The 21978-nt window shown below is 35.2% G+C and carries 17 protein-coding genes and 2 pseudogenes; 12 read left to right on the top strand and 7 right to left on the bottom strand.

Going from position 1 to position 21978, the window contains the following annotated elements; all coding sequences use genetic code 11:
- The 6 genes and pseudogenes from ACOYLP_RS04455 to ACOYLP_RS04430 form a co-directional block, all read left to right on the top strand.
- Nucleotides 1-590 (top strand): annotated as a pseudogene (locus ACOYLP_RS04455) (phenylacetic acid degradation bifunctional protein PaaZ); the annotation flags it as partial.
- A gap of 8 nt (nucleotides 591-598) precedes the next feature.
- Nucleotides 599-1351 carry an enoyl-CoA hydratase/isomerase family protein gene (locus tag ACOYLP_RS04450; RefSeq protein WP_422854977.1) on the top strand — a complete coding sequence of 251 codons (753 nt, stop codon included), beginning with the start codon at nucleotides 599-601 and terminating at the stop codon, nucleotides 1349-1351.
- Between the two features lie 83 nt (nucleotides 1352-1434).
- Nucleotides 1435-2043 (top strand): transferase hexapeptide repeat family protein, encoded by a 609-nt coding sequence (locus ACOYLP_RS04445; protein WP_422854976.1) that lies wholly within the window; start codon nucleotides 1435-1437, stop codon nucleotides 2041-2043.
- 64 nt (nucleotides 2044-2107) lie between these two features.
- A complete protein-coding gene (locus ACOYLP_RS04440) occupies nucleotides 2108-3397 on the top strand; it encodes a dihydrolipoamide acetyltransferase family protein (RefSeq protein ID WP_422854975.1) in 1290 nt (429 codons plus the stop codon).
- Between the two features lie 18 nt (nucleotides 3398-3415).
- Complete coding sequence (locus tag ACOYLP_RS04435) at nucleotides 3416-4483, top strand: branched-chain amino acid aminotransferase (RefSeq protein ID WP_422854974.1); 1068 nt, start codon at nucleotides 3416-3418, stop codon at nucleotides 4481-4483.
- Nucleotides 4484-4489: 6 nt separating this feature from the next.
- Nucleotides 4490-6541 (top strand): alpha-ketoacid dehydrogenase subunit alpha/beta, encoded by a 2052-nt coding sequence (locus tag ACOYLP_RS04430; protein ID WP_422854973.1) that lies wholly within the window; start codon nucleotides 4490-4492, stop codon nucleotides 6539-6541.
- Between the two features lie 132 nt (nucleotides 6542-6673).
- Here ACOYLP_RS04430 and ACOYLP_RS04425 read toward each other — a convergent pair whose 3' ends face one another.
- The 3 genes from ACOYLP_RS04425 to ACOYLP_RS04415 form a co-directional block, all read right to left on the bottom strand.
- On the bottom strand, nucleotides 6674-7213 hold the full coding sequence (locus ACOYLP_RS04425; protein ID WP_422854972.1) for a DUF4136 domain-containing protein: 540 nt from the start codon (nucleotides 7211-7213) through the stop codon (nucleotides 6674-6676).
- Between the two features lie 15 nt (nucleotides 7214-7228).
- A complete protein-coding gene (locus ACOYLP_RS04420) occupies nucleotides 7229-9214 on the bottom strand; it encodes a urocanate hydratase (protein WP_422854971.1) in 1986 nt (661 codons plus the stop codon).
- A gap of 105 nt (nucleotides 9215-9319) precedes the next feature.
- Complete coding sequence (locus ACOYLP_RS04415; RefSeq protein ID WP_422854970.1) at nucleotides 9320-9496, bottom strand: DUF5522 domain-containing protein; 177 nt, start codon at nucleotides 9494-9496, stop codon at nucleotides 9320-9322.
- 123 nt (nucleotides 9497-9619) lie between these two features.
- Here ACOYLP_RS04415 and ACOYLP_RS04410 point away from each other — a divergent pair.
- A pseudogene (locus ACOYLP_RS04410) lies at nucleotides 9620-9947 on the top strand (hypothetical protein).
- Here the strand turns inward: ACOYLP_RS04410 and ACOYLP_RS04405 are convergent.
- On the bottom strand, nucleotides 9948-14948 hold the full coding sequence (locus tag ACOYLP_RS04405) for a fibronectin type III domain-containing protein (protein WP_422854969.1): 5001 nt from the start codon (nucleotides 14946-14948) through the stop codon (nucleotides 9948-9950).
- 230 nt (nucleotides 14949-15178) lie between these two features.
- Between ACOYLP_RS04405 and ACOYLP_RS04400 the strand changes: the two genes are divergently transcribed.
- The 4 genes from ACOYLP_RS04400 (at nucleotide 15179) to hemL (ending at nucleotide 18649) form a co-directional block, all read left to right on the top strand.
- Nucleotides 15179-15379, top strand: a complete 201-nt coding sequence (locus ACOYLP_RS04400) for a hypothetical protein (RefSeq protein ID WP_422854968.1) — start codon at nucleotides 15179-15181, stop codon at nucleotides 15377-15379.
- Between the two features lie 158 nt (nucleotides 15380-15537).
- On the top strand, nucleotides 15538-16446 hold the full coding sequence (locus tag ACOYLP_RS04395; RefSeq protein ID WP_422854978.1) for a 1-aminocyclopropane-1-carboxylate deaminase/D-cysteine desulfhydrase: 909 nt from the start codon (nucleotides 15538-15540) through the stop codon (nucleotides 16444-16446).
- Nucleotides 16439-17335, top strand: a complete 897-nt coding sequence (locus ACOYLP_RS04390) for a glucosaminidase domain-containing protein (protein ID WP_422854967.1) — start codon at nucleotides 16439-16441, stop codon at nucleotides 17333-17335. Before ACOYLP_RS04395 ends, ACOYLP_RS04390 begins: the two co-directional genes overlap by 8 nt.
- A gap of 27 nt (nucleotides 17336-17362) precedes the next feature.
- Nucleotides 17363-18649, top strand: a complete 1287-nt coding sequence (gene hemL, locus ACOYLP_RS04385; protein ID WP_422854966.1) for a glutamate-1-semialdehyde 2,1-aminomutase — start codon at nucleotides 17363-17365, stop codon at nucleotides 18647-18649.
- A 63-nt stretch (nucleotides 18650-18712) separates the two neighbouring features.
- On the opposite strand, the gene ACOYLP_RS04380 is transcribed toward hemL, so the two are convergent.
- The 3 genes from ACOYLP_RS04380 to lysS form a co-directional block, all read right to left on the bottom strand.
- On the bottom strand, nucleotides 18713-19042 hold the full coding sequence (locus ACOYLP_RS04380) for a hypothetical protein (RefSeq protein ID WP_422854965.1): 330 nt from the start codon (nucleotides 19040-19042) through the stop codon (nucleotides 18713-18715).
- 72 nt (nucleotides 19043-19114) lie between these two features.
- Nucleotides 19115-19549: a hypothetical protein gene (locus tag ACOYLP_RS04375; RefSeq protein ID WP_422854964.1), complete on the bottom strand. Its 435-nt coding sequence runs from the start codon at nucleotides 19547-19549 to the stop codon at nucleotides 19115-19117.
- A gap of 112 nt (nucleotides 19550-19661) precedes the next feature.
- The gene (gene lysS / locus ACOYLP_RS04370) at nucleotides 19662-21353 is read right to left on the bottom strand and encodes a lysine--tRNA ligase (RefSeq protein ID WP_422854963.1); all 1692 of its coding nucleotides are present in this window, start codon (nucleotides 21351-21353) and stop codon (nucleotides 19662-19664) included.
- Between the two features lie 105 nt (nucleotides 21354-21458).
- Here lysS and lipB point away from each other — a divergent pair.
- The coding region (gene lipB, locus ACOYLP_RS04365; protein WP_422854962.1) for a lipoyl(octanoyl) transferase LipB at nucleotides 21459-21978 on the top strand (520 nt) is incomplete at its 3' end.

The raw sequence follows: 21978 nt of genomic DNA, 5'->3' as shown, positions 1-21978 counted from the left end.
AAATCGACAGAGATGTCGCTTCAGCAGAACATCCGAGTGGTATCGTTAAATGGTTTGTTGAAGTTTTTGATACTGAAGACGAATTGGTAGCCGTTGCGACTATCTTAACTATGGTACAAAAAAAACAGGAAGTTTTTATTGAAATGACCGATGCAAAAATAGCGGAATGTCTGAATAAATTAAACGAAAATTCTAAGCCAAATTGGGGAATTCTAACGCCACAACATTTGTTAGAACATTTGGAACAAGGTTATAGAATTATGTCAGGAGAAATTCAGGATTTCGAGTTTGCAACACCCGAGAAGATTTTGGATAAAGTACATAATTCGTTATACAATTATGACAAATTTCCAATGGGTACGAGATTTCCAACCATGAAAAAAGATGAATTGGAAGATTTTATTCATCCCGATTTTGAAACCGCCAAAGCGAAATTTTTCGAAGCAAGAGAAAGTTATAAAACCTTTTTCAAAGAAAATCCAGAAGCGATTTTAAAGAATATGGTTTTCGGTGAATTGAATCGATATGAATCGTACTTATTAGAACGAAAACATTTGAATCATCATTTCGAACAATTTGGAATATTATAATAAAAGATATGAAAGAAGCATACGTTAAACATAACATAGAAAATAATATCGCCACAATTGAGTTTTTTCATCCAGAACAAAACTCCTTACCTGGCAACATTCTAGCGCAATTAGCCTACACAATAACCGAAGTTGGCAATAATGCCGAAGTAAAAGTCATCATCCTCAAAAGTGGTGGTGATCGAACATTCTGTGCCGGAGCCAGTTTCAAAGAACTTATTGCTATTAACGATGCCGAAACAGGAAAAGTATTTTTCTCAGGATTTGCTAATGTCATTAACGCCATACGCAAATGCCCAAAATTCATCATTGGAAGAATTCAAGGGAAAACTGTTGGCGGCGGAGTAGGAATAGCGGCAGCAACTGATTATTGCATGGCTACTAAATTTGCAGCCATAAAATTATCCGAACTTAATGTTGGCATAGGACCATTTGTTGTTTCTCCTGCTATTGAAAGAAAAATGGGTGTTTCAGCCATGTCACAAATTGCCATAGATGCTAATTCTTTTTATGAGGCATCATGGGCATTGGAAAAAGGATTGTATGCTAGTGTTTTCGATAGTATTGAAGCTTTAGATGCTGAAGTTCAAAAATTTGCTGAACATTTATGTACCTACAACCCAGAAGCCATGATGGAAATGAAAAAAATATTTTGGCGAGGCACAGAAGATTGGGACAATTTACTAGCAGAAAGAGCTGCTATAAGCGGAAGATTAGTATTGTCTGATTTTACAAAAGAAACATTGAAAAAATTTAAATAGACAAAAGATAATAGACTCAAAGATTTACAGTAAGAAATTAAATCTATTACCTATCCGTCTTTCATCTATTATCTAAAAGAAAAATGATATACGAATTCAAAGGGTTTATCCCTGTAATACACGAAAGTAGTTTTATTCATCCACAGGCAGCGGTAACGGGTAATGTGATTATTGGAAAAGATGTTTATGTTGGTCCAGGTGCAGCTATTCGAGGTGATTGGGGTGAAATCATTATTGAAGATGGTTGCAATGTTCAGGAAAATTGTACTATTCATATGTTTCCGGGGAAAAGTATGGTTTTAAAAGCCGGTGCACATATCGGACACGGAGCAATAATACATGGAGCGAATATTGGAGCAAATTGTTTAGTTGGAATGAATGCAGTGATTATGGATGATGTCAACATTGGAGATGAATGTATTATCGGTGCATTAAGTTTTATTAAAGCCGGAATGGAAATTCCAAACGGAAAAATAGTTGTTGGAAACCCAGCAATGATTATCAAAGACGTTTCCGATGAAATGATTGACTGGAAAACGAAAGGAACAGCATTGTATCAACAATTGCCGAAAGAATGTTACGAAACTTTAAAAGCAGTAGAGCCTTTAAGAGAAATTCCTGAAAACAGACCAACCCAAGAAGCATTTTACAAAACATTAGAAGAATTTAAATTAAAAGAAAATAGAAAATAGAGAAAAGAATATAGAACGATTGAAAAGTCTATTTCTATAACCTATTCTCTTTCATCTCAAAAAAATGATAACAGAATTCAAAATGCCCAAGATGGGCGAAAGTATAACCGAAGCGACTATCATTTCCTGGTTGAAATCAGTAGGCGATTTTGTTAACGCTGAAGAAACCATTGTGGAAGTGGCTACCGATAAGGTCGACAATGATTTGTCATCTCCGGTTTCAGGTGTTATTACCGAAATTCGTTTTCAAAAAGATGACGTTGTTGAGGTTGGAACTGTTTTAGCTTTGATAAATTCTGATGGAATTCAGGAAGCTAAAAGTCTGAAGGATGATGTTGCAGAAAAAAGTAGTGCAATGCCGAGCAAAGTAGAAGTACAACAGCCAAAAACCAACAACCGTCAATTGACAACCGACAACTTTTTAAGTCCATTAATTATCTCAATTGCTCAAAAAGAAAATTTATCGATAGAAGAATTACAATCCATTCCAGGTTCTGGATCTGAGGGAAGATTACAGAAAAGTGATGTTTTCAATTATTTAACGAATCGTAAATATCCAATACAAAGCAAACCGACAACTGATAACCGACAACCAACAAGTAATTTTCCAAAACCAAAAATAAATTTTGTAGAAGGAAAAGACCATATCGTTGAAATGGACAGAATGCGAAAAATGATTGCCGATCACATGGTATACTCCAAACATACGTCGCCACACGTTACGTCGTACATTGAAGTTGATGTCACGAATTTGGTCAATTGGAGAAACGAAAACAAAGATAAATTTCAACAGAAATACAACGAAAAATTAACCTTTACTCCAGTTTTTATTATGGCTGTAGCTAAAGCCATTCAAGATTTTCCAATGATTAATGTCTCAGTAGATGAAAAAAACATTATTGTTCATAAAGACATTAATATCGGAATGGCAACTGCTTTACCAAGCGGTAACTTAATTGTTCCCGTGGTGAAAAATGCCAATGAAAAAGATTTAGTTGCTTTGGCAAAAAGCGTCAATCATTTGGCTAATGCATCTCGAAGCAACACTTTAAAACCAGAAGAAATTCAAGGAAGTACATTTACTATTTCAAATGTGGGAACCTTCGGTAGTTTAATGGGAACACCTATTATTAACCAACCCGAAGTAGCGATTTTAGCCTTCGGAATTATTAAAAAACGCCCAGAAGTGATTACGACTTCCAAAGGAGATGAAATTGCTATCCGCAGTATGATGTTTCTTTCTTTGTCCTTTGACCATCGTGTGGTTGATGGGTTTTTAGGAGGATCTTTTTTGCGAAAAGTAGGCGATTATTTAGAACAATTTAGTTCCCTTCCACCCGAAGGGGAAATTTAACCCCAAACTATTTTTATTATGCAAGATATAATGACAACATCTATTAAGATAACAAAAGTAGCGAAATCAATGGCAGATGAAGTTGATTTTCACAACATCGTTATGGGAACTCGATTTTCTGATCATATGTTTGTTTGTGATTATCAAAATGGCGAATGGCAAAATCCTAGAATTGAGCCATTAGCTTTAATCCCGACACATCCTGCAGCTATGGCATTGCACTATGGTCAGGCAATTTTTGAAGGAATGAAGGCCACCATAGGAAAAGACGGAACACCATTGTTATTCCGTCCTAAAGAGAATGCTAAAAGATTGAATTTTAGTGCAAATCGAATGGGAATGCCTTTATTTCCTGAAGATTTGTTTGTAGAAGCATTGAAACAATTTGTGGGGATAGAAAAAAAATGGATTCCAACTCAAGCGGGCAGCGCTTTGTATTTGCGTCCTTTTATGTATGCCGATGAACCATTTATTGGAATGCGTGCGGCAACTAGTTTTAAGTTTATTATTATAGCTTCTCCGACCGGACCTTTCTTCCATAAAAAAATTAAATTATATGCCGAAAGAAAATATGTTCGCGCTGTGAATGGTGGAACAGGAGAAGCTAAAGCCGCCGGAAACTACGCTGGAGCTATTCGCCCAACAGAATATGCAAAAATGGAGGGTTATGATCAAGTTTTGTGGTTAGACGCTCAACATTTTGAATACATTCAAGAAGTGGGGACAATGAATATTTTCTTTAAAATAGGAGGGAAGTTTATTACGCCCGATTTGAGTGGTTCTATTTTGGCCGGAATTACACGAATGAGTGTGATAGACATATTGCGCGACAAAGGCTATGAAGTTACAGAACGTCCTATCTCACTTACCGAAATTATCGAAGCCTCAAAAAATGGAACTTTGGAAGAAGCATTTGGAGCAGGAACTGCAGTTGGGATTGCCCGAATTGAAGAAATTGGAAACAATGATTTATCAATAAAATTTCCTGTTGACAATCCTGTTTCTGATTTTGTAGCAGACACATTAGAAGGAATAAAAACACAAGAAATTCAAGACAAGTATGGCTGGTTAGTACCAGCGAAGTAAAATTTTATGAGTAAAATAGATAAATCAATACTCGAGAAAGCATTTTCAACGATGGCCACTGCCAAGGCGATGACCAACTTATATGAAGATAATTTCAAGATTGTTTCCAAATATGTACATGCGACATCTCGTGGACATGAGGCCGTCCAGATTGCAATGGCGATGCATTTACTTCCTCAGGATTATGTTTTTCCATACTATCGTGATGATTCGATGCTTTTGGGAATAGGGATGCAACCTTATGATTTGATGTTGCAATTGATGGCAAAAAAAGATGACCCATTTTCGGGAGGCAGAACTTATTATTGTCATCCAAGTTTGAAAGATGTAGATAAGCCCAAAATTCCACATCAATCGTCTGCAACTGGAATGCAGGCCATTCCGGCAACAGGAGCTGCGATGGGATTTTGGTATAAAGAAAATATTGGTATTCAAGATGCAACTCAAGAATTACCAATAGTAGTTTGTTCGCTAGGAGATGCTTCAGTAACCGAAGGCGAAATTGCTGAAGCTTTTCAGATGGCTGCTTTGAAGCAGTTACCCATTTTGTATTTGGTACAAGATAACGGTTGGGATATTTCGGCGAATGCCGCTGAAACTAGAGCACAAAATGCCTACGAGTATATTAAAGGATTTCATGGAATTGAAGCGATTTCTATTGATGGAGCCAATTTCACCGAAAGCTATTTGGCTATTCAAAAAGTAGTTAAAACTATACGAGAAGAACGCCGACCATTTTTGGTGCATGCAAAAGTACCGTTGTTGAATCACCATACTTCTGGTGTTCGAATGGAATGGTATCGGGATGATTTGGAAGAAGCGCAATCGCGTGATCCATTCCCAGTATTGCAAAAGCAATTGATGGAAGCAGGATTTACTAATGAAGAAATTCATATTATAGAGAATTTAGCTGTCACTAAAGTAAAATCCGATTTCGAAAAAGCACAAAAAGCAGAAGATCCAAAACCCGAGGATTTATTTACTCATGATTTTGCGCCAACACCAATTACAGAGGAAGTAGGAGAAAGAAATCCGCAACGCGAAGAAAAAGTAGTGATGGTGGATTGTGCTTTGCTTGCCGTAGAAGAATTGATGAAATCTCACAAAGAATGTTTGTTATACGGACAAGATGTAGGTGGAAGATTAGGAGGTGTTTTCAGAGAGGCCGCGACTTTGGCACAAAAGTTTGGTGACGAGCGTGTGTTTAATACACCAATTCAGGAAGCCTTTATAGTGGGTTCAACAGTCGGAATGTCAGCTGTGGGCTTGAAACCAATTGTTGAGGTACAGTTTGCCGATTATATTTGGCCGGGCTTAAATCAATTGTTCACGGAAGTAAGCAGGTCCAGTTATTTGACTAATGGAAAATGGCCGGTTAGTATGATTTTGCGAGTACCAATTGGCGCTTACGGCAGTGGTGGCCCTTATCACTCTTCTTCGGTGGAAAGTGTACTGACCAATATTCGCGGTATAAAAATAGCATATCCAAGCAACGGAGCCGATTTAAAAGGATTGCTAAAAGCAGCGTATTACGACCCGAATCCTGTGGTCATTTTGGAGCATAAAGGATTGTATTGGAGTAAAGTAAAAGGCACAGATGCTGCAAGAGTAAACGAACCAAGTGAAGATTACATCTTGCCTTTTGGAAAAGCGAATATCGTTCAAGAAATATGGGAGCAGCAAAGTCAGGAAACCATCTCGGTAATCACATATGGAATGGGAGTACATTGGGCTTTGAATGCTTCTGAAAAAATAAAAAGTCAAGTGGAAATTATCGATTTACGAACTCTATATCCTTTAGACGAAGAAGCGATTTTTAAATCGGTTAAAAAGAGTAAAAAGTGTTTGGTTGTAACAGAAGAGTCAACAAATAATTCCTTTGCGAGAAGTTTGGCAGGGATTATTCATGAAAAATGTTTTAAATATCTTGACGCTCCGGTAATGGTTATTGGATCTGAAAATATGCCGGCGATTCCACTAAATAGTACTTTAGAATTTACGATGATTCCGAACGCGGATAAAGTAAAAGCTAAGATGGATGAATTGATGAATTATTAGGAGCTTTTTTCAGTTTTTTATTTCAATCTTTTTAAAGAAAAAAGATTTTCATTTCAATCTAGGGTAAAATAAATAGTAGAAAAAAGCCGAAACAAAATGTTTCGGCTTTTTTTATTTTTGAATACTGCAAACTTACCACATATCACTTTTTTGCGGCGGATATTGTTCTAATATTTTTGTAACAAATGTTTTTATGACTTCGTCTTTTTTATGGGTATCTTTAGTCAAAACACCTTCGCCTTCACCTTGCCAAATCAATTCTTTTTTCTTAGCATCAATTAAATCTATATATAGAGTTCCTTGTGAATAGCGATTTACAGTTGTGTTTCCTCCCCATATCCAAGGATTCCAACCCCATCCCCAACCATAACCCCAACCCATATTAAATTGGTTGACATCGACTTGTTCCCTTTCCTTAGTAAAAAAATTAATTAATAAATCAGGGGTTTCACTTTTCGTAAATCCTTTAGATGTCATGATTTCATCTATTGCATAGAGGATTCTTTTTTTATCTAAATCTGAAATTTCTACTTTATCTATACCAGACTTATAAAACGCATAGGTTTTGAATTGAGAAAAATCAACTTTTTTATCATAATCGGAGTTCACATTTACGGAACTACAAGCCGAAAGAAGTAGAATAAAAACCGAAATTAGGAGGAACTTTTTCATAATTGTGAGTTTTGGTTAAAATAAATTATCGTCAACCATATTAGGGATGGTAACTTTTAATAAAGGTTGCGTCTCCATAGCTCTTTTTATGGCAAAAACTGCCCCTTCATTTCTAGCCCAATTTCTTCTTGAAATTCCGTTATTAACATCCCAAAAAAGCATTGATTCTAAACGCTTTGACGCTTCTTTTGTCCCGTCAAGAACCATACCAAAACCACCATTAATTACTTCGCCCCAACCAACTCCGCCGCCATTGTGAATAGAAACCCAAGTTGCTCCACGGAAACTGTCACCAATGACATTTTGGATTGCCATATCGGCAGTAAAACGAGATCCGTCATAGATGTTGGATGTTTCTCTATAAGGAGAATCGGTTCCTGAAACATCATGATGATCGCGACCTAAAATTACATAACCAATTTCACCTTTTGCAATCGCTTGGTTGAATGCTTCAGCAATTTTGATTCGGCCTTCGGCATCTGCATATAGAATTCGGGCTTGTGAGCCAACAACCAATTGATTTTCCTGCGCGCCTTTTATCCACTGAATATTATCAGCCATTTGTTGTTGAATTTCTTCGGGTGCTGTTTTCATCATTTCCTCTAAAACAGCACAGGCGATTTTATCTGTTTTGGCTAAATCATCAGGATTTCCGGAAGCACAAACCCAACGGAATGGCCCAAAGCCGTAATCAAAACACATTGGTCCCATAATATCTTGGACATACGATGGGTATTTAAACTCATGGCCTATGGTTGGATTTTTTTCGATTACATCTGCTCCTGCACGAGAGGCTTCTAATAAAAAGGCGTTTCCATAATCAAAGAAGTAGGTTCCTTTGGTAGTGTGTTTGTTTATTGCACTAGCATGACGGCGTAAGGTTTTTTGAACTTCTTCTTTAAACTTATCAGGATTATTAGCCATCAGTTCATTTGATTCATCAAAAGAATATCCCATTGGATAATAACCACCTGCCCAAGGATTGTGAAGTGAAGTTTGGTCCGAACCTAAATCGATATGAATATTTTCTTGATCGAATCGTTCCCATACATCAACCACATTTCCCAGATAGGCAATAGAAACAACTTCCTGATTAGCCAATGCTTTTTGGACTCTCGGAACTAAATCTTCAATAGAATCTATAACTTCATTAATCCAACCTTGCGAATGGCGAATATGCGTAATTTTTGGATTTACTTCAGCACAAACCGTCACACAACCAGCAATGTTTCCTGCTTTGGGTTGTGCGCCAGACATTCCGCCTAAACCAGATGTTACAAACAAACCTCCGGTTGGTGATTTTTTAATTTTTCTAAATCCGTTTAAAACGGTGATAGTTGTTCCGTGAACGATTCCTTGTGGACCGATATACATATAACTTCCGGCTGTCATTTGTCCATATTGCGAAACACCTAAAGCATTCATTTTTTCCCAATCATCCGGTTTAGAATAGTTTGGAATGACCATTCCGTTGGTTACCACAACTCTTGGAGCCTCTTTATTTGAAGGAAACAATCCCATCGGATGGCCAGAATACATGCTTAATGTTTGTTCTTCCGTCATTTCTGCCAAATACTGCATCGTAAGCAGGTATTGAGCCCAGTTTTGAAACACAGCACCATTTCCGCCATAGGTAATTAACTCATGTGGATGTTGTGCCACAGCATAATCCAGATTATTTTGAATCATGAGAATGATAGCTTTTGCCTGTTCGCATTTTCCTGGATATTCTGAAATTGGTCTTGCATACATTCTATAATCCGGACGAAAACGATACATGTAAATGCGACCGTATTTTTCTAATTCTTCTTTAAATTCAGGAAGTAAAGTGGCATGGTGTTTTGGTTCAAAATAGCGCAGCGCATTTTTTAGCGCTAATTTTTTCTCTTCATCCGAAAGGATTTCTTTACGTTTTGGTGCGTGATTTATTTCCTTGTCGTATGGTTTTGGATTTGGGAGAATTGAAGGAATTCCTTGTTTTATGTGTTCTTGAAATGTCATTTTTAGAGTTTCTGAGTTTCTGAGTGACTAAGTTACTGAGTTTATTTTGAGTTGTTGAGTTTCTGAATAGCTATGTTTCTGAGTTTTCCTTTCTCAGCTACTCAGTTACTTTTTTATAGTTCCTGTTTTTTTATCGAATCCGTAAGGGCAGTGTCGGCAACCACTTTTACAACAATATCCTCGTTTTAAATGATATTTCTCAGTAAAACAGCGATAACCTTCCGGAGTTACATAATAATCTTCGCCTTCTTTTAAATTATTAGGGTCAATTTCTTCATTCATACCCACAAATCAACATTTAAATAGTTATTTTTAATTTCTTCAAAAATAACTATTTTAATCAAAGAATATTTTTCCTTAGGCAAAAATAGAAAGACAGAAAGAAATTTAACAACTTTACAGCATATGATATTGATTGTTTTTAAATATTTAACGCCTCGAGGATTTAGAGGATTGACTTTCTTCCCGTTTGTTTTTATAAAGAATAAAGAGGATGTATTGGATAAAGTTTTTGTCAACCACGAAAAGATTCATTTGAGACAACAGATTGAGCTTTTAGTGATACCTTTTTATGTTTGGTATGGTATTGAGTTTTTTAATTAGATGGATTATTACCAAAGACAAGAATGTTGCTTATAGAAATATTTCTTTTGAGAAGGAAGCATATACTAACGAAAAAGACCTAAACTATATAGAGTCAAGGTCTTTTTGGAAGTTTTTAAATTATTTTTAACTAGTATATAGTTTTCTTAATTACAGTTTCACCAGTTTGTAATTTTATTTTTAGCAATAGTGTTGTATCATTTTTGTGAAGGTTTAAAAGCCTAAAATAATTGCCATTAATATTGTTATAAGTTTGTAATTTTTGACCTAAGACATTGTAGACATCAATTGATTCCATTTGAAGATTACTCGAATTAACAGCTACTTCATTATTAACTAACACTTTTATAGCATTATCATCAATTGAATAGCTTGGATTCCCTAAAGTGTTGTTCATATAAACTATTTTAAAACGATCCATGGTCACACCAGCGGTAGTTGTAAAAGTATATGGATTTACCTTTAAATCATGTGTTATATTTGACATAGTGTCTTTAAGGTAAATGTTTTGGTCTTCAAATAATCCGTCAAAGGCTGCAATAGCAAAGGAGTAATTTCCTTGTGTTGGGACATTTATTCCGATAGGAATTTCATCATTTATTTCAAAAGGTAAACTTCTTCCTTGTATTTCAAAAACATTGGTGTCGTTTGAAATGGTTGAAAATAATTTCAACCCGCTTGGTATTGATGTTGGAGCATCAAATAAATTATCATATTCATTTGTTGCATCAGCGGCATATCCCACTAGTATGCCTGAAGATTGAGAATTTGAGTCAACTAAGTCAAGCCACAACCTATGTCTTTCTATTGAAAATTCGCTATTGACTGTATTGGCATTTTTAAAAAATCCACTATTCGAATATGGAGCCAATGTAGCATCATACCTCATACTGTTATTGAAACTTACAGTGCCTGAACCAGCTGCTCCATCTATCATTTGTACAAAAAATGCCTGGCCAGCTCTTATTAAATCTGCACTTCCCGGTGTAGTAGACCCCAAATAATTAATTGTCAGATAATCATTAGCATTATAATTATACTGAAATGACCCGTAAAACGGATTGGTGCCACCTGCAACCGGATCTGTTCCATGTGTCCAAAGTTTTACATTACCTAATATTTTACCAGTCGGATTAGTTGAGGCATTATAGGCGTTAGTTTGTAAAAACTTCAGAGCATTAATTGATGATGGATACGGATTACCAATTAAATTATAATTGTCATTAAGATTGGTAATCTGAACACCATTAGCTCCATTATAAGGAGCGCCTGTATAGCTACCTCTATACAGAGTGTATGATATAGCCCCGTTAAATGGTACTCCTGTAAAAGTTGTTGGAATGCTAGTGGCAGGCATGCCAAAACTACTGGAACCACGGATGATATAACCTCTTCCCATAGTCATGATTCCACTAGCAGCTTCCCATCGTCCCTGAGATATATTTCCACTTGCGCCGTTAGTATTATTCAAGGTTGTATTCCACTGGTATTTGAATCCAGAATTGTAAGGGAAAGTGCTATCGTAAATTGTTCCAATATCTTGGTTGTTTACTGGAGAAGACCAGTATACATAGTCAGAACCTTTTATATTGGGTGCAATTCTTTTATATCTAATACTTCCAGTATTTACTGCCGAATTATTTATCTGAACCAAATTGGCATTATTGTTAACTGTAAATATTGCGTTTGGCTGTACCGTTATTTTATCTGTAATTATAAGGTTTTGACCAGCATTCATTGTCAGTTGTGCATTATTATGAATAGATAAATTATTACCAAGAGCATTAGGAGTATTTGAAATTACAGGGTCATTAGCAACATCTGGAATTACGACACAATTTGCACTTGTTGGCACACCGCTTGGTGTCCAGTTAGACCCTTCATTCCAATTTGTATTTGTGCCTCCATTCCATATTTTATTACCGGAAATATTTACCACAACATTATCGGTGAACTTTAAATTCGTACCGTTACATAATGCATAGGTTACTTCAGCAGTGTAGGTTGTCGTTACAGTAGGACAAACATTAATAGTGTTTGTAGTGCCTAGTTGTGTACCACTAGTTCCATTACCTTCGAACCATTTTAAAGTGGTCAAAGTTGTTCCAGTAGGTGTAAATCTCCATGCTTGATTAGTCGCAGTCCAATCAGCGCTCAGACCATTACGATTAGGCGCTACTACAGCAGCTGTTCCATCGCCATTTTGAATTCCAACAATAGCATTTCCACCATTCCAGGTCGCACAAGTCCTTTTTTCTTTTATATAAACTTCAATAACATTAGTATTTTCATACAAAATAATCATGCCTGTGTATAACTGTGAATTACAAGCGGAAGAAAACATAGGTATATCATTCCATGCTGCCACTAGTGCTCTACATCCGGTATTGAGAGTAATTAATTCCCAACCTACTTGTCCTCCTAAACTTGGGTCTATGTCTTGATATACACCAAAAATAGTATTTCTAAATAACGAAGGATTTGGTAAATCATTACTAATCGACCAACTATTATACCCTCCTGGAGCGTAGGTTGTTGTATCAAATGTTATAACACCGTTTGATCCAATTAAACATTTGTTGTAGTTGTTACCATAAAAACAGAAATCAAAAGGTAGATTAATTGTTGGAGACCATACATCGTCAACATTTACACTTACAGGATTCTGCAAGCAAGTAAATTGATATGGTGGTGCATAAGGAATTGAGGAAACACTATAATTTGTTGGTTGATTTATTTGTAAGTAATTTGCCTCTAAGTCTACACAACCTAAGGTTTGACAGGAAATAGTTGGTTGGTTACCACCATTTAATCCCAAACCACCTGATAACACGGCAGGACAATCAAGTGTAGTTGTTCCTGTTCCATTGCCGACAGCACAAGGGGTATAGCTTGTTGGCCCAACCCAAGAACTTGTATCAGAACCTCCACAGAAGGAACGGACCCATATAAAATACTTTTGTCCAGGCGTTAATCCAGTAAGTGTTACGCTTGTTACTCCTGCGGAAGTTGAGCCAGTGGGAGTTGAGCCAGTAATTGGAGCGGTACCAGTAGTATTAATAAAGTATTGATAACCACCTGAAGATGGCGGAGTTGTTATAGGCCAGCTAACAGTTACACTTGTAGAAGATAAAATAGTAGCAGATAAATTAGTAGGAGCCGGACAACTTGGAGTTGTTGCACAAATCCCAAATGTACCATTATTATCATTTCCCCATTCCCAAACTCTTATAAAAATTCTTTGTCCAGGTGTTAAACCAGCCATTGAAATGTTAGACATCAATCCATTTGTACTATCATCATCATCACACTCTAACAAAGTCAAAGAACCGCATGTGCCGGAATAGAAAGCTATACCACTATCAGTCATAACACCGCTTTGTAAATCCACAGTTAGAACTCCTGTTGCAGGCACTACAGCTGAAAACCAAACATCGCCACCAAGATAATTAGCGCAACCCGGTGCTGTAACTCCTGTACTTCCCGTAGCTCCTGAATTTGAATAGGTTGTATAAGAACATGAAGTAGAAACAGAGAGTGGAATAGCTCCACTACATTCGTCGTTTCCTAATAGTGTAGTGACATTGCCATTTAAATAACTGCTATCGCAACTTTCATTATCGGCTTTAATTCTATAATAATAGATAGTAGAACTATTTAATCCACTTACGGTATAGGTTAACGGTGTACCAACTGAAAAAGGTGATCCAGCTACAGGAGTTGTAAAACCAGCATTAGTATAAACTTCCAAGGTATACTCGATTGGTGCTGCATTTCCACCCGCCGCTGAAGCAGTCCATGAAACAGTAAAACTAGAGCTTGTTATAGCGGAATTTACAGGAGCAGTTGGTGCCACAGGACAGGTAATAACACTATTAGATAATGGTGTTATACTGTTGTAAAAAGGAGCTCCTGTACAACTGGTATTGTAAGAGAAAATATGATAATAGTATCTGGTATTGCTGGTTAATCCAGAATCAGCAAAAGAGACTGCATTGCTGGTTACGGCACTTCCTTGAATAACTAAAGTCCCGGCACCTAAAGCAGTAGAACCAACGGCATAGGTTGTTCCATTAGTTAGAGTTGGTCGTGTTGCACTAGTACTTCTTACAATTAAATAACCACTTGGAGCAGGTGATGCTGCTGTAAAAGAACCGTTTAATGAAGTACTTGTAAGTGTGGGAAACGTCAGTGCTGTAGGTTGAGCGCTTGGTGTTGAACAAGGAATAGATGCTATAACACATATGGTGAAACCATTGTTCATTAAATCTCCCTGAAAATCGTGAACTTGAATTTTATAAAAACTACCTATGCTTAAACCAGTCAGAGTAAGTGTTTCTGTTCCTGCATCGGCAGTGTTATTAACACAACTTGCACCAGTTGGTGCAGTTGCCGCACCACAATTAGTAATAACATTTAAAACCGGATCAAAACCTGTAGCTCCAGTAACCGTGACAACATGTGTGGTTGAGACGGCTTGAAATTGATACCAAACTGCATTTTCAGTTCCAGTTGTACAATCTCCAACTTCGTTGTCGTCTGCTGCTCCAGCAGTTGATCCATTTATTGAGATGCAACTTGTATTAGAAGTTAACAATAGTGCATTTGAACATTTGTCGTTTGTGATTACTACAAATGATGAAAGATTCATATTGTTAGCAGTTGAATTTCCTACTCTAATGAAATAAGTACTGCCTGAAGTTAATCCAAATAAACTTAATGTTTCAGTATGTCCTGCAGTTGTAGTAGTAATATTTGAACAATTCAAAAAATTAAGAGACCCACAAGTTCCTGAATAAGCATATAATATTGGGTTTCTGTTTGTAGCTGTAGCAATTACCTTAGCTTCAGTTCCATTTGCTATAAAACTAAACCATCCATCTCGTACAGGGTTTTGCCCATTACATGCAGCGGGAGTAGGATCATTTACAGTATTATCGTTTATAACAAAAGTGGTGTAGTTTTGGTTAATATTTATTGGTGTTGCTGTAGCACAAGATGCTCCCTGCCCGAAGGAACTGTTGAAAACAAACAAAAATAAAACAATTACTGCTTTGAATAAAGTGGTAGTTTTTATACCAATATAATCAGATATTGAAGGGCTTTTTTTAGTTACGTAATTCTTTTTCATATCTCATTTTTTTAGTTTTGGGAAAACTTCATTAATTACCAAACAAATTTAATACTATTTAAAAATCCATACCTAATAAACTTGTCCTATTACACATAAAATCGATTAAATGCATTTTTTAATTTTAGTTTTAAATTGAAATTTGATTTTTCGAAATAATAAAGATTAATTGCTTTGAAAATTAGTTTGATATAAAAAAATTATATATTTGAAAATCAATACCTCTATTTGTGAAATACATTATATTTATTTTGACTGTTTTATTTTATCTGAACTCAGTCTTTGCTCAGATTTATGTGAAAGATAATAGTTTTATTTTTAATAATGGGACTGTTGTTTATGCTAAAGGTAATTTAGAACTTAACGGTGCAAATAGTAATTTCTACTTACGAAATGGTGGGCAGTTTTTTCAGGGAACTACAAGTATTTAAACAAATCAAGTGATGGTGTTTATTTAGCCAAAATACTATGATATCGACGGAATAAATGAAGTCTAGAAAATAATAGTTTCTTCAAATTAATTAGTATTTTAAAAAGCGATTCGCTTTTTTTATGTAAAGTGATTTGCATAAACTACTTTTGAAAAAACATATTTTTGGAAAGTACTAATCAAAAAATTAGTTTAGAAAATACTAATGTCTCTCTTTATATTAAGCGGGAAGACTTGTTGCATCCCTATGTTTCAGGTAATAAATTCAGAAAATTAAAGTACAATTTGGTGCAGGCCAAAAGTGAAAATAAACAAACACTTTTAACTTTTGGTGGCGCTTTCTCCAATCATATTTTGGCAGTTGCCGCAGCAGGTAAGGAACAGGGGTTTAAAACCATCGGAATTATTCGCGGCGAAGAGTTGAAAGATAAGATAGCTGAAAACCCAACCCTGAAGAAAGCTCAAGATTTAGGGATGTTTTTTGATTTCGTGGACAGGGAAATTTTTAGAGAAAAAAGCAGTCCAATATTTATTCAACAATTAGCAGAAAAATTTGATGACTTTTATTTGATTCCCGAAGGAGGAACCAATGATTTAGCGGTAAAAGGATGTGAAGAAATTTTAACAGCAATCGATGAAAAGTTCGATTATATTTGTAGCGCTGTCGGAACCGGAGGAACTATTTCGGGGCTGATAAATTGTTCAAAAAGTAGTCAACAAGTTTTGGGTTTTCCTGCATTAAAGGGTGATTTTTTAAGAGAAGATATTTGTAAATTTGTTTCCAAGTCAAATTGGGATCTGATTACAGCTTATCATTTTGGAGGTTATGCTAAAGTTTCAGAAGAATTAATATTGTTTATTAACGACTTTTATCAAAAATATAAAGTCCCGTTAGACCCAATTTATACTGGAAAAATGTTGTTTGGTGTTCTGGATTTAATCAATAAAAATTATTTTCCCGAAAACTCTAAAATATTAGTTATTCACACAGGTGGTTTGCAAGGTATTAACGGCATGAATAATTTATTAAAACAAAAAAATCAATTACAAATTTCTATTTATGATTAAGAACCCACTTTTACTGCTACTTATGGTTTTTGTTGCATCATGTACTGCAAATAAAAATGTTGTTAGAACATCAAAATCCGACCCGAGAAAGGTTGAAGCTCCGGTTGTTCAAAGAGTAAAAAAACCAATTTACAGACCAGTTACTAAAACTAATCCTGTAGCAATTACTAAAAAAGATTCTCCAACTGTAGGCAATTATTCAAATGCTATTCAAGTTTTAGAAGCTACAACAAGAGTAAAAGTTACTACTGCAATGGTTTTGGCCTATATCGAAAATTACAAAAATGTAGCCAAAGACAATATGGCCAAAACAGGAATCCCTGCCAGTATTACTTTGGGTCAGGCCATATTAGAATCAGGTGCAGGAACCGGACCACTTAGTGTTCAGGCTAATAATCATTTTGGTATAAAATGTCATAAAGAATGGACAGGTCCAAGTATTAAATATACGGATGATGAAGAAAATGAATGTTTTAGGAAGTATGATGATCCAAGTCAATCTTTCAAAGATCATTCTTATTTTTTAACAAGCAGACCAAGGTATGCTGAACTTTTTGAGTTTGAAAAAGACGACTATAGAAGTTGGGCTTATGGCTTGAAAGCGGCAGGCTATGCAACCGATTCAAAATATCCGGACAAACTAATTGGTTTAATAGAACGGTATCAATTGAATAAATATGACGCAGAGGTTTTAGGAAAAGATTTTGTGTCAAAAGGGGTAAATCAACCTATTGTCTATAATGATGATGTTCAAAAATACACCGTTATCAAAGGCGATTCATTGTATTCAATTTCCAAAAAATTCAACATTTCTATTGATGAATTAAAGAAGAAAAATAACTTAACAGACAATACTATTTCTCTGGGACAAAGTATAATTGTCAAATAATTTCAAAATAAAATTCACATTTAAAATATGATTTATCAAAGAAGTAGTCAGTTATTTGCTGAAGCCGAAAAAGTTATTCCTGGTGGGGTAAACTCGCCGGTAAGAGCTTTTAAAGGTGTTGGCGGAACGCCAATTTTTGTCAAAAGTGCCAAAGGCGCATATCTTTATGATGAAGATGATAACCGATTAATTGACTATATCAATTCTTGGGGACCTATGATTTTAGGTCATGCTTTTCAACCGGTTGTAGATGCCATAATTGAAAAAGCAAAAAAGGGGACCTCATTTGGAATGCCAACAGAATTGGAAACAAAGATTGCTGAACTTGCTGTTTCGATGGTGCCAAATATTGACAAAATACGTTTTGTAAACTCTGGGACTGAAGCTTGTATGAGTGCTATTCGTTTGGCAAGAGGTTATTCAAATAGAGATAAAATAATAAAGTTTGCAGGTTGTTATCATGGACATTCTGATTCCTTTTTAATTCAAGCCGGTAGTGGCGCAAGTACATTTGGAACACCAAATTCTCCCGGAGTTACTCAAGGTACCGCAAAAGATACTTTATTGGCAAATTATAATGATATAGAAAATGTAAAAGCTTTATTTGAAGCTAATAAAAATGAGATTGCCGCAATTATTATTGAACCTGTCGCCGGAAATATGGGTTGTGTGCCTCCAATCCCAGGCTTTTTACAATTGTTAAGACAACTTTGTAACGAGAACAATACATTGCTTATTTTTGATGAAGTAATGACCGGATTCAGATTAGCAAAAGGAGGCGTTCAGGAATTGTATAATGTAAAGGCCGATATTGTTTGTTTTGGAAAAGTTATCGGTGGCGGTTTACCAGTTGGAGCTTTTGCTGCCAGCAATGAAATCATGAATTATTTGTCGCCAATCGGTCCCGTTTATCAAGCCGGAACTCTTTCCGGAAATCCATTAGCGATGGCTGCTGGATATGCCATGCTTCACACTTTAAATAATGATGCGGATATCTTTAAACGAATAGAACAAAAAACAGCTTATCTACACAAAGGAATTGATAAAGTGTTAACTACGAATAATATTGATTTTACTATAAATAGGGTAGGCTCTATGATTTCAGTTCATTTTGATGCTAATCCCGTAGTTGATTTTAAAACTGCAAAAAATGGGGATAACGAAACCTTTAAAAAATTCTTCCATGGTTTGTTGAGTGAAGGAGTTTATATAGCACCTTCTGCTTATGAAACTTGGTTTATAACTGACGCACTAACTTATGAAGATTTAGATTTCACAATCGAAGCAATTAATAAAGTTTCTAAAAGTTTCTAAAACAAAAGTCCCGTCTCTTTTATTTAAAAGAAACGGGACTTTTTATTTATAAATTGAAAAATACTAGTGTATTAATTTCTCAAACAACTCTGTATTTTTTTCTAATTTATCCATCAGATTAGGATCCAAACTCGCTCTTATTTTTGCTTCAATAACTCTCGAAAATTCATCTTTTCTTTCTTTTGTTAAATCCTTGTTGTCAAGAACACTGAATTTTTGTTCAAGTAGTCTAGCGAAATTTTCATTTTGAGTATTATCTAATCCTAAATATTCAGTCAATTCTGAGGCTTGTTTTTTTGCCAAATCGTAAGCTGACTGTTTATTTTTATCTTGTGCATTTGCATTTATTGAGAATGCTAATATTAAAGTTAATGCAGCAATTAATTTTTTCATTTTGTAAATTTTAGTTAAATTAATAAGTCCAAAACTAATTTATTTTGATGTAAACTCAAAATTTATTTTTAGTTACTTTTCCGGGATAGCTTGTGATTTTCTTTTTTCTTTTCTTTCACTCATCTTTTCTTTGAAGTTTTTTATTTTTTCTTCTCGATTTTTCTCCCATTTAGCATACTGTTCTGCAGTTAATATTTTTTTCATTTCAATACTTAAGGCTTCTTTTTCGGCTTTCATTTGAGCTTTAAAATCTTCTCTCTTTTTAGTTTTAAAATCCTCCATTTCTTTTCTTTTGGCTTCTCTTTTTTCAACCTGTTTAGTGACTAAAGCTCTAATGTCTTTGGTTTGCTTTTCATTTAAATCCAAGTCTTTAGTCATTTTTTTTACTTGTAAATCAACCTTTTGTTCTAAAGTTAATTTTTCTTTACCTGCTCTTCTTCCTTCTTTTTCTTGTGCATAAGTTGTTAATCCAACAACTAATAATGCGGCTACAATTAATTTTTTCATTTTTATATGTTTTTTAATTTATGTGCCAATTGGACAAAGATCTTTTTAAAAGGTTTAATCTCCATAAAAAAATCTAACAAAAAGGAACTCATAGAGTTCCTTTTTGTTGTAATTAGTTTAAAAATACTGTTTTGTTTTCACCATCAACAGTTACATTGGTTAAACCGTGTTTTGCCAAACCTTTCATGGCGGCATCCCATTTTTTACCGCTTAAAGCTGATTTATCTTTGAGTTGTGCTAACGGTTGATTATTATCGGCTTTTAATAAGTTGATGATTAGCTTTTCATCTTCAGTTAATTCTAATTGCTTTTTCTCAGGTCTCATTTGCGGAAAAAACAATACTTCCTGAATAGAAGGATTGTTAGTCAAAAACATAATTAATCGGTCCATTCCAATTCCTAACCCTGAAGTTGGTGGCATTCCATACTCTAAAGCGCGTAAAAAGTCTTCATCTATAATTCCGTTTGCTTCATCATCACCTTTTTCTGCTAAAGCCATTTGTGCTTCAAAACGACGTCGTTGATCAATAGGGTCGTTTAATTCAGAATACGCATTAGCTATTTCTTTGCCGCAAACCATCAACTCAAAACGCTCCGTCAAATCTGGATTGTCTCTATGTTCTTTACATAAAGGCGACATCTCTTTTGGATAATCGGTAATAAAGGTTGGTTGAATAAAGTTTCCTTCGCATTTTGCTCCAAAAATTTCATCAATTAATTTTCCTTTCCCCATTGTTTCATCCACTTCAATATGCATTGATTTGGCAGCTTCAAAAAGTTCTGCTTCGGTTTTACCAGAAATATCAAAACCTGTAAATTGTTTGATGGCATCGGTCATGGTAATTCTTGCATAAGGTGCTTTGAAGTTAACTTTATGTTCTCCAAAAGTGGCGGCAGTAGTTCCATTTACTTCATTTGCACAATATTCCAAAAGGTTTTCGGTCATTTCCATCATCCAGTTGTAATCTTTGTAAGCTACATAGATTTCCATTGCAGTAAATTCCGGATTGTGCGTTCTGTCCATTCCTTCGTTTCTGAAGTTTTTAGAAAACTCATATACACCATCAAATCCGCCAACGATCAATCTTTTAAGATATAATTCGTTTGCAATTCTCATATATAATGGAATATCCAAACTATTGTGATGCGTAATAAAAGGTCGAGCAGCAGCTCCACCAGGAATTGATTGTAAAACAGGAGTTTCCACTTCCATGTAACCGGCATTGTTAAAGAAAGTTCTCATGGCAGTGAACAATTTTGTTCTTTTCATAAAAACTTCTTTCACATGTGGATTAACTACTAAATCTACATAACGCATACGGTAACGTAATTCAGCATCATTAAAGGCATCATGAACCTTTCCTTCTTCATCAGTTTTTGGCAAAGGCAATGGTCGTAATGTTTTACTTAAAAAAGTAAATTTATCAACCCTTATACATTGAGCCCCAACTTGAGTAGTGAATAATTCACCTTCAATACCAATAAAATCACCTAAGTCAGTTAGTTTTTTAAAAACCTGATTGTATACTGTTTTATCTTCTTCAGGACAAATCACGTCACGGTTTAAATACAATTGAATTCTACCTTCACTATCTTGTAGTTCGGCAAAGCATGCTTTTCCCTGATCTCTAACACTCATTAAACGGCCTGCAACAACAACCTTCTTGCCTTCTGTGAAATTTTCCTTGATATCCTTAGATGTGTTTTTCACAGGAAATAAATCCGCAGGATAAGGGTTAATTCCAAGTCCGCGCAAAGCGTTCAGTTTTTCTCTTCTGATGATTTCTTGTTCCGATAGTTGCATAGTATTGTATTTAAGCCGTCAAAGATAGGGATAATTTGAAAATGTATCAATTTGAAAATAATATGGCATTTAATATTTGTAATTTTGCCGAGACATAAATTAAATATGAATAAACAAATTCAACTTTACGATTTAGGGAATAGAGATTATAAAGATACTTGGGACTATCAAGAGGAATTATTTAAACAAATTGTTGATATAAAGATTCAAAATAGGAGAGAAGAAAGCAATTTGGAAACACCAAATTATTTTCTTTTTGTAGAACATCCTCATGTTTATACTTTAGGTAAAAGTGGTGATATTAGTAATTTGCTTTTATCCGAAAAACAATTGAAAGCTAAAGGTGCTACTTTTTATAAAATTAATCGAGGTGGCGATATTACATACCATGGACCTGGACAAATTGTAGGTTACCCAATACTAGATTTGGAAAACTTCTTTACCGATATTCATAAATATTTGCGACTTTTGGAAGAAGTTATTATATTGACTTTGTCAGAGTACAATATAATAGGTACAAGGAGTAAAGGCGAAACTGGAGTTTGGCTCGATGTCGATACTCCGTTTGCTAGAAAAATTTGTGCGATGGGTGTACGAGCTAGTCGATGGGTAACGATGCATGGTT

The organism is Flavobacterium sp. (genome assembly GCF_049318325.1).
GTDB lineage: Bacteria > Bacteroidota > Bacteroidia > Flavobacteriales > Flavobacteriaceae > Flavobacterium.
This window is presented reverse-complemented; position numbering and strand designations above follow the sequence as displayed.

Bases quoted from the DNA above. Each gene is read 5' to 3' on its own strand.
- ACOYLP_RS04450 (WP_422854977.1), top strand. From the start codon at position 599: ATGAAAGAAGCATACGTTAAACATAACATAGAAAATAATATCGCCACA.
- ACOYLP_RS04445 (WP_422854976.1), top strand. From the start codon at position 1,435: ATGATATACGAATTCAAAGGGTTTATCCCTGTAATACACGAAAGTAGT.
- ACOYLP_RS04440 (WP_422854975.1), top strand. From the start codon at position 2,108: ATGATAACAGAATTCAAAATGCCCAAGATGGGCGAAAGTATAACCGAA.
- ACOYLP_RS04435 (WP_422854974.1), top strand. From the start codon at position 3,416: ATGCAAGATATAATGACAACATCTATTAAGATAACAAAAGTAGCGAAA.
- ACOYLP_RS04430 (WP_422854973.1), top strand. From the start codon at position 4,490: ATGAGTAAAATAGATAAATCAATACTCGAGAAAGCATTTTCAACGATG.
- ACOYLP_RS04425 (WP_422854972.1), bottom strand. From the start codon at position 7,213: ATGAAAAAGTTCCTCCTAATTTCGGTTTTTATTCTACTTCTTTCGGCT.
- ACOYLP_RS04420 (WP_422854971.1), bottom strand. From the start codon at position 9,214: ATGACATTTCAAGAACACATAAAACAAGGAATTCCTTCAATTCTCCCA.
- ACOYLP_RS04415 (WP_422854970.1), bottom strand. From the start codon at position 9,496: ATGAATGAAGAAATTGACCCTAATAATTTAAAAGAAGGCGAAGATTAT.
- ACOYLP_RS04405 (WP_422854969.1), bottom strand. From the start codon at position 14,948: ATGAAAAAGAATTACGTAACTAAAAAAAGCCCTTCAATATCTGATTAT.
- ACOYLP_RS04390 (WP_422854967.1), top strand. From the start codon at position 16,439: ATGATTAAGAACCCACTTTTACTGCTACTTATGGTTTTTGTTGCATCA.
- hemL (WP_422854966.1), top strand. From the start codon at position 17,363: ATGATTTATCAAAGAAGTAGTCAGTTATTTGCTGAAGCCGAAAAAGTT.
- ACOYLP_RS04380 (WP_422854965.1), bottom strand. From the start codon at position 19,042: ATGAAAAAATTAATTGCTGCATTAACTTTAATATTAGCATTCTCAATA.
- ACOYLP_RS04375 (WP_422854964.1), bottom strand. From the start codon at position 19,549: ATGAAAAAATTAATTGTAGCCGCATTATTAGTTGTTGGATTAACAACT.
- lysS (WP_422854963.1), bottom strand. From the start codon at position 21,353: ATGCAACTATCGGAACAAGAAATCATCAGAAGAGAAAAACTGAACGCT.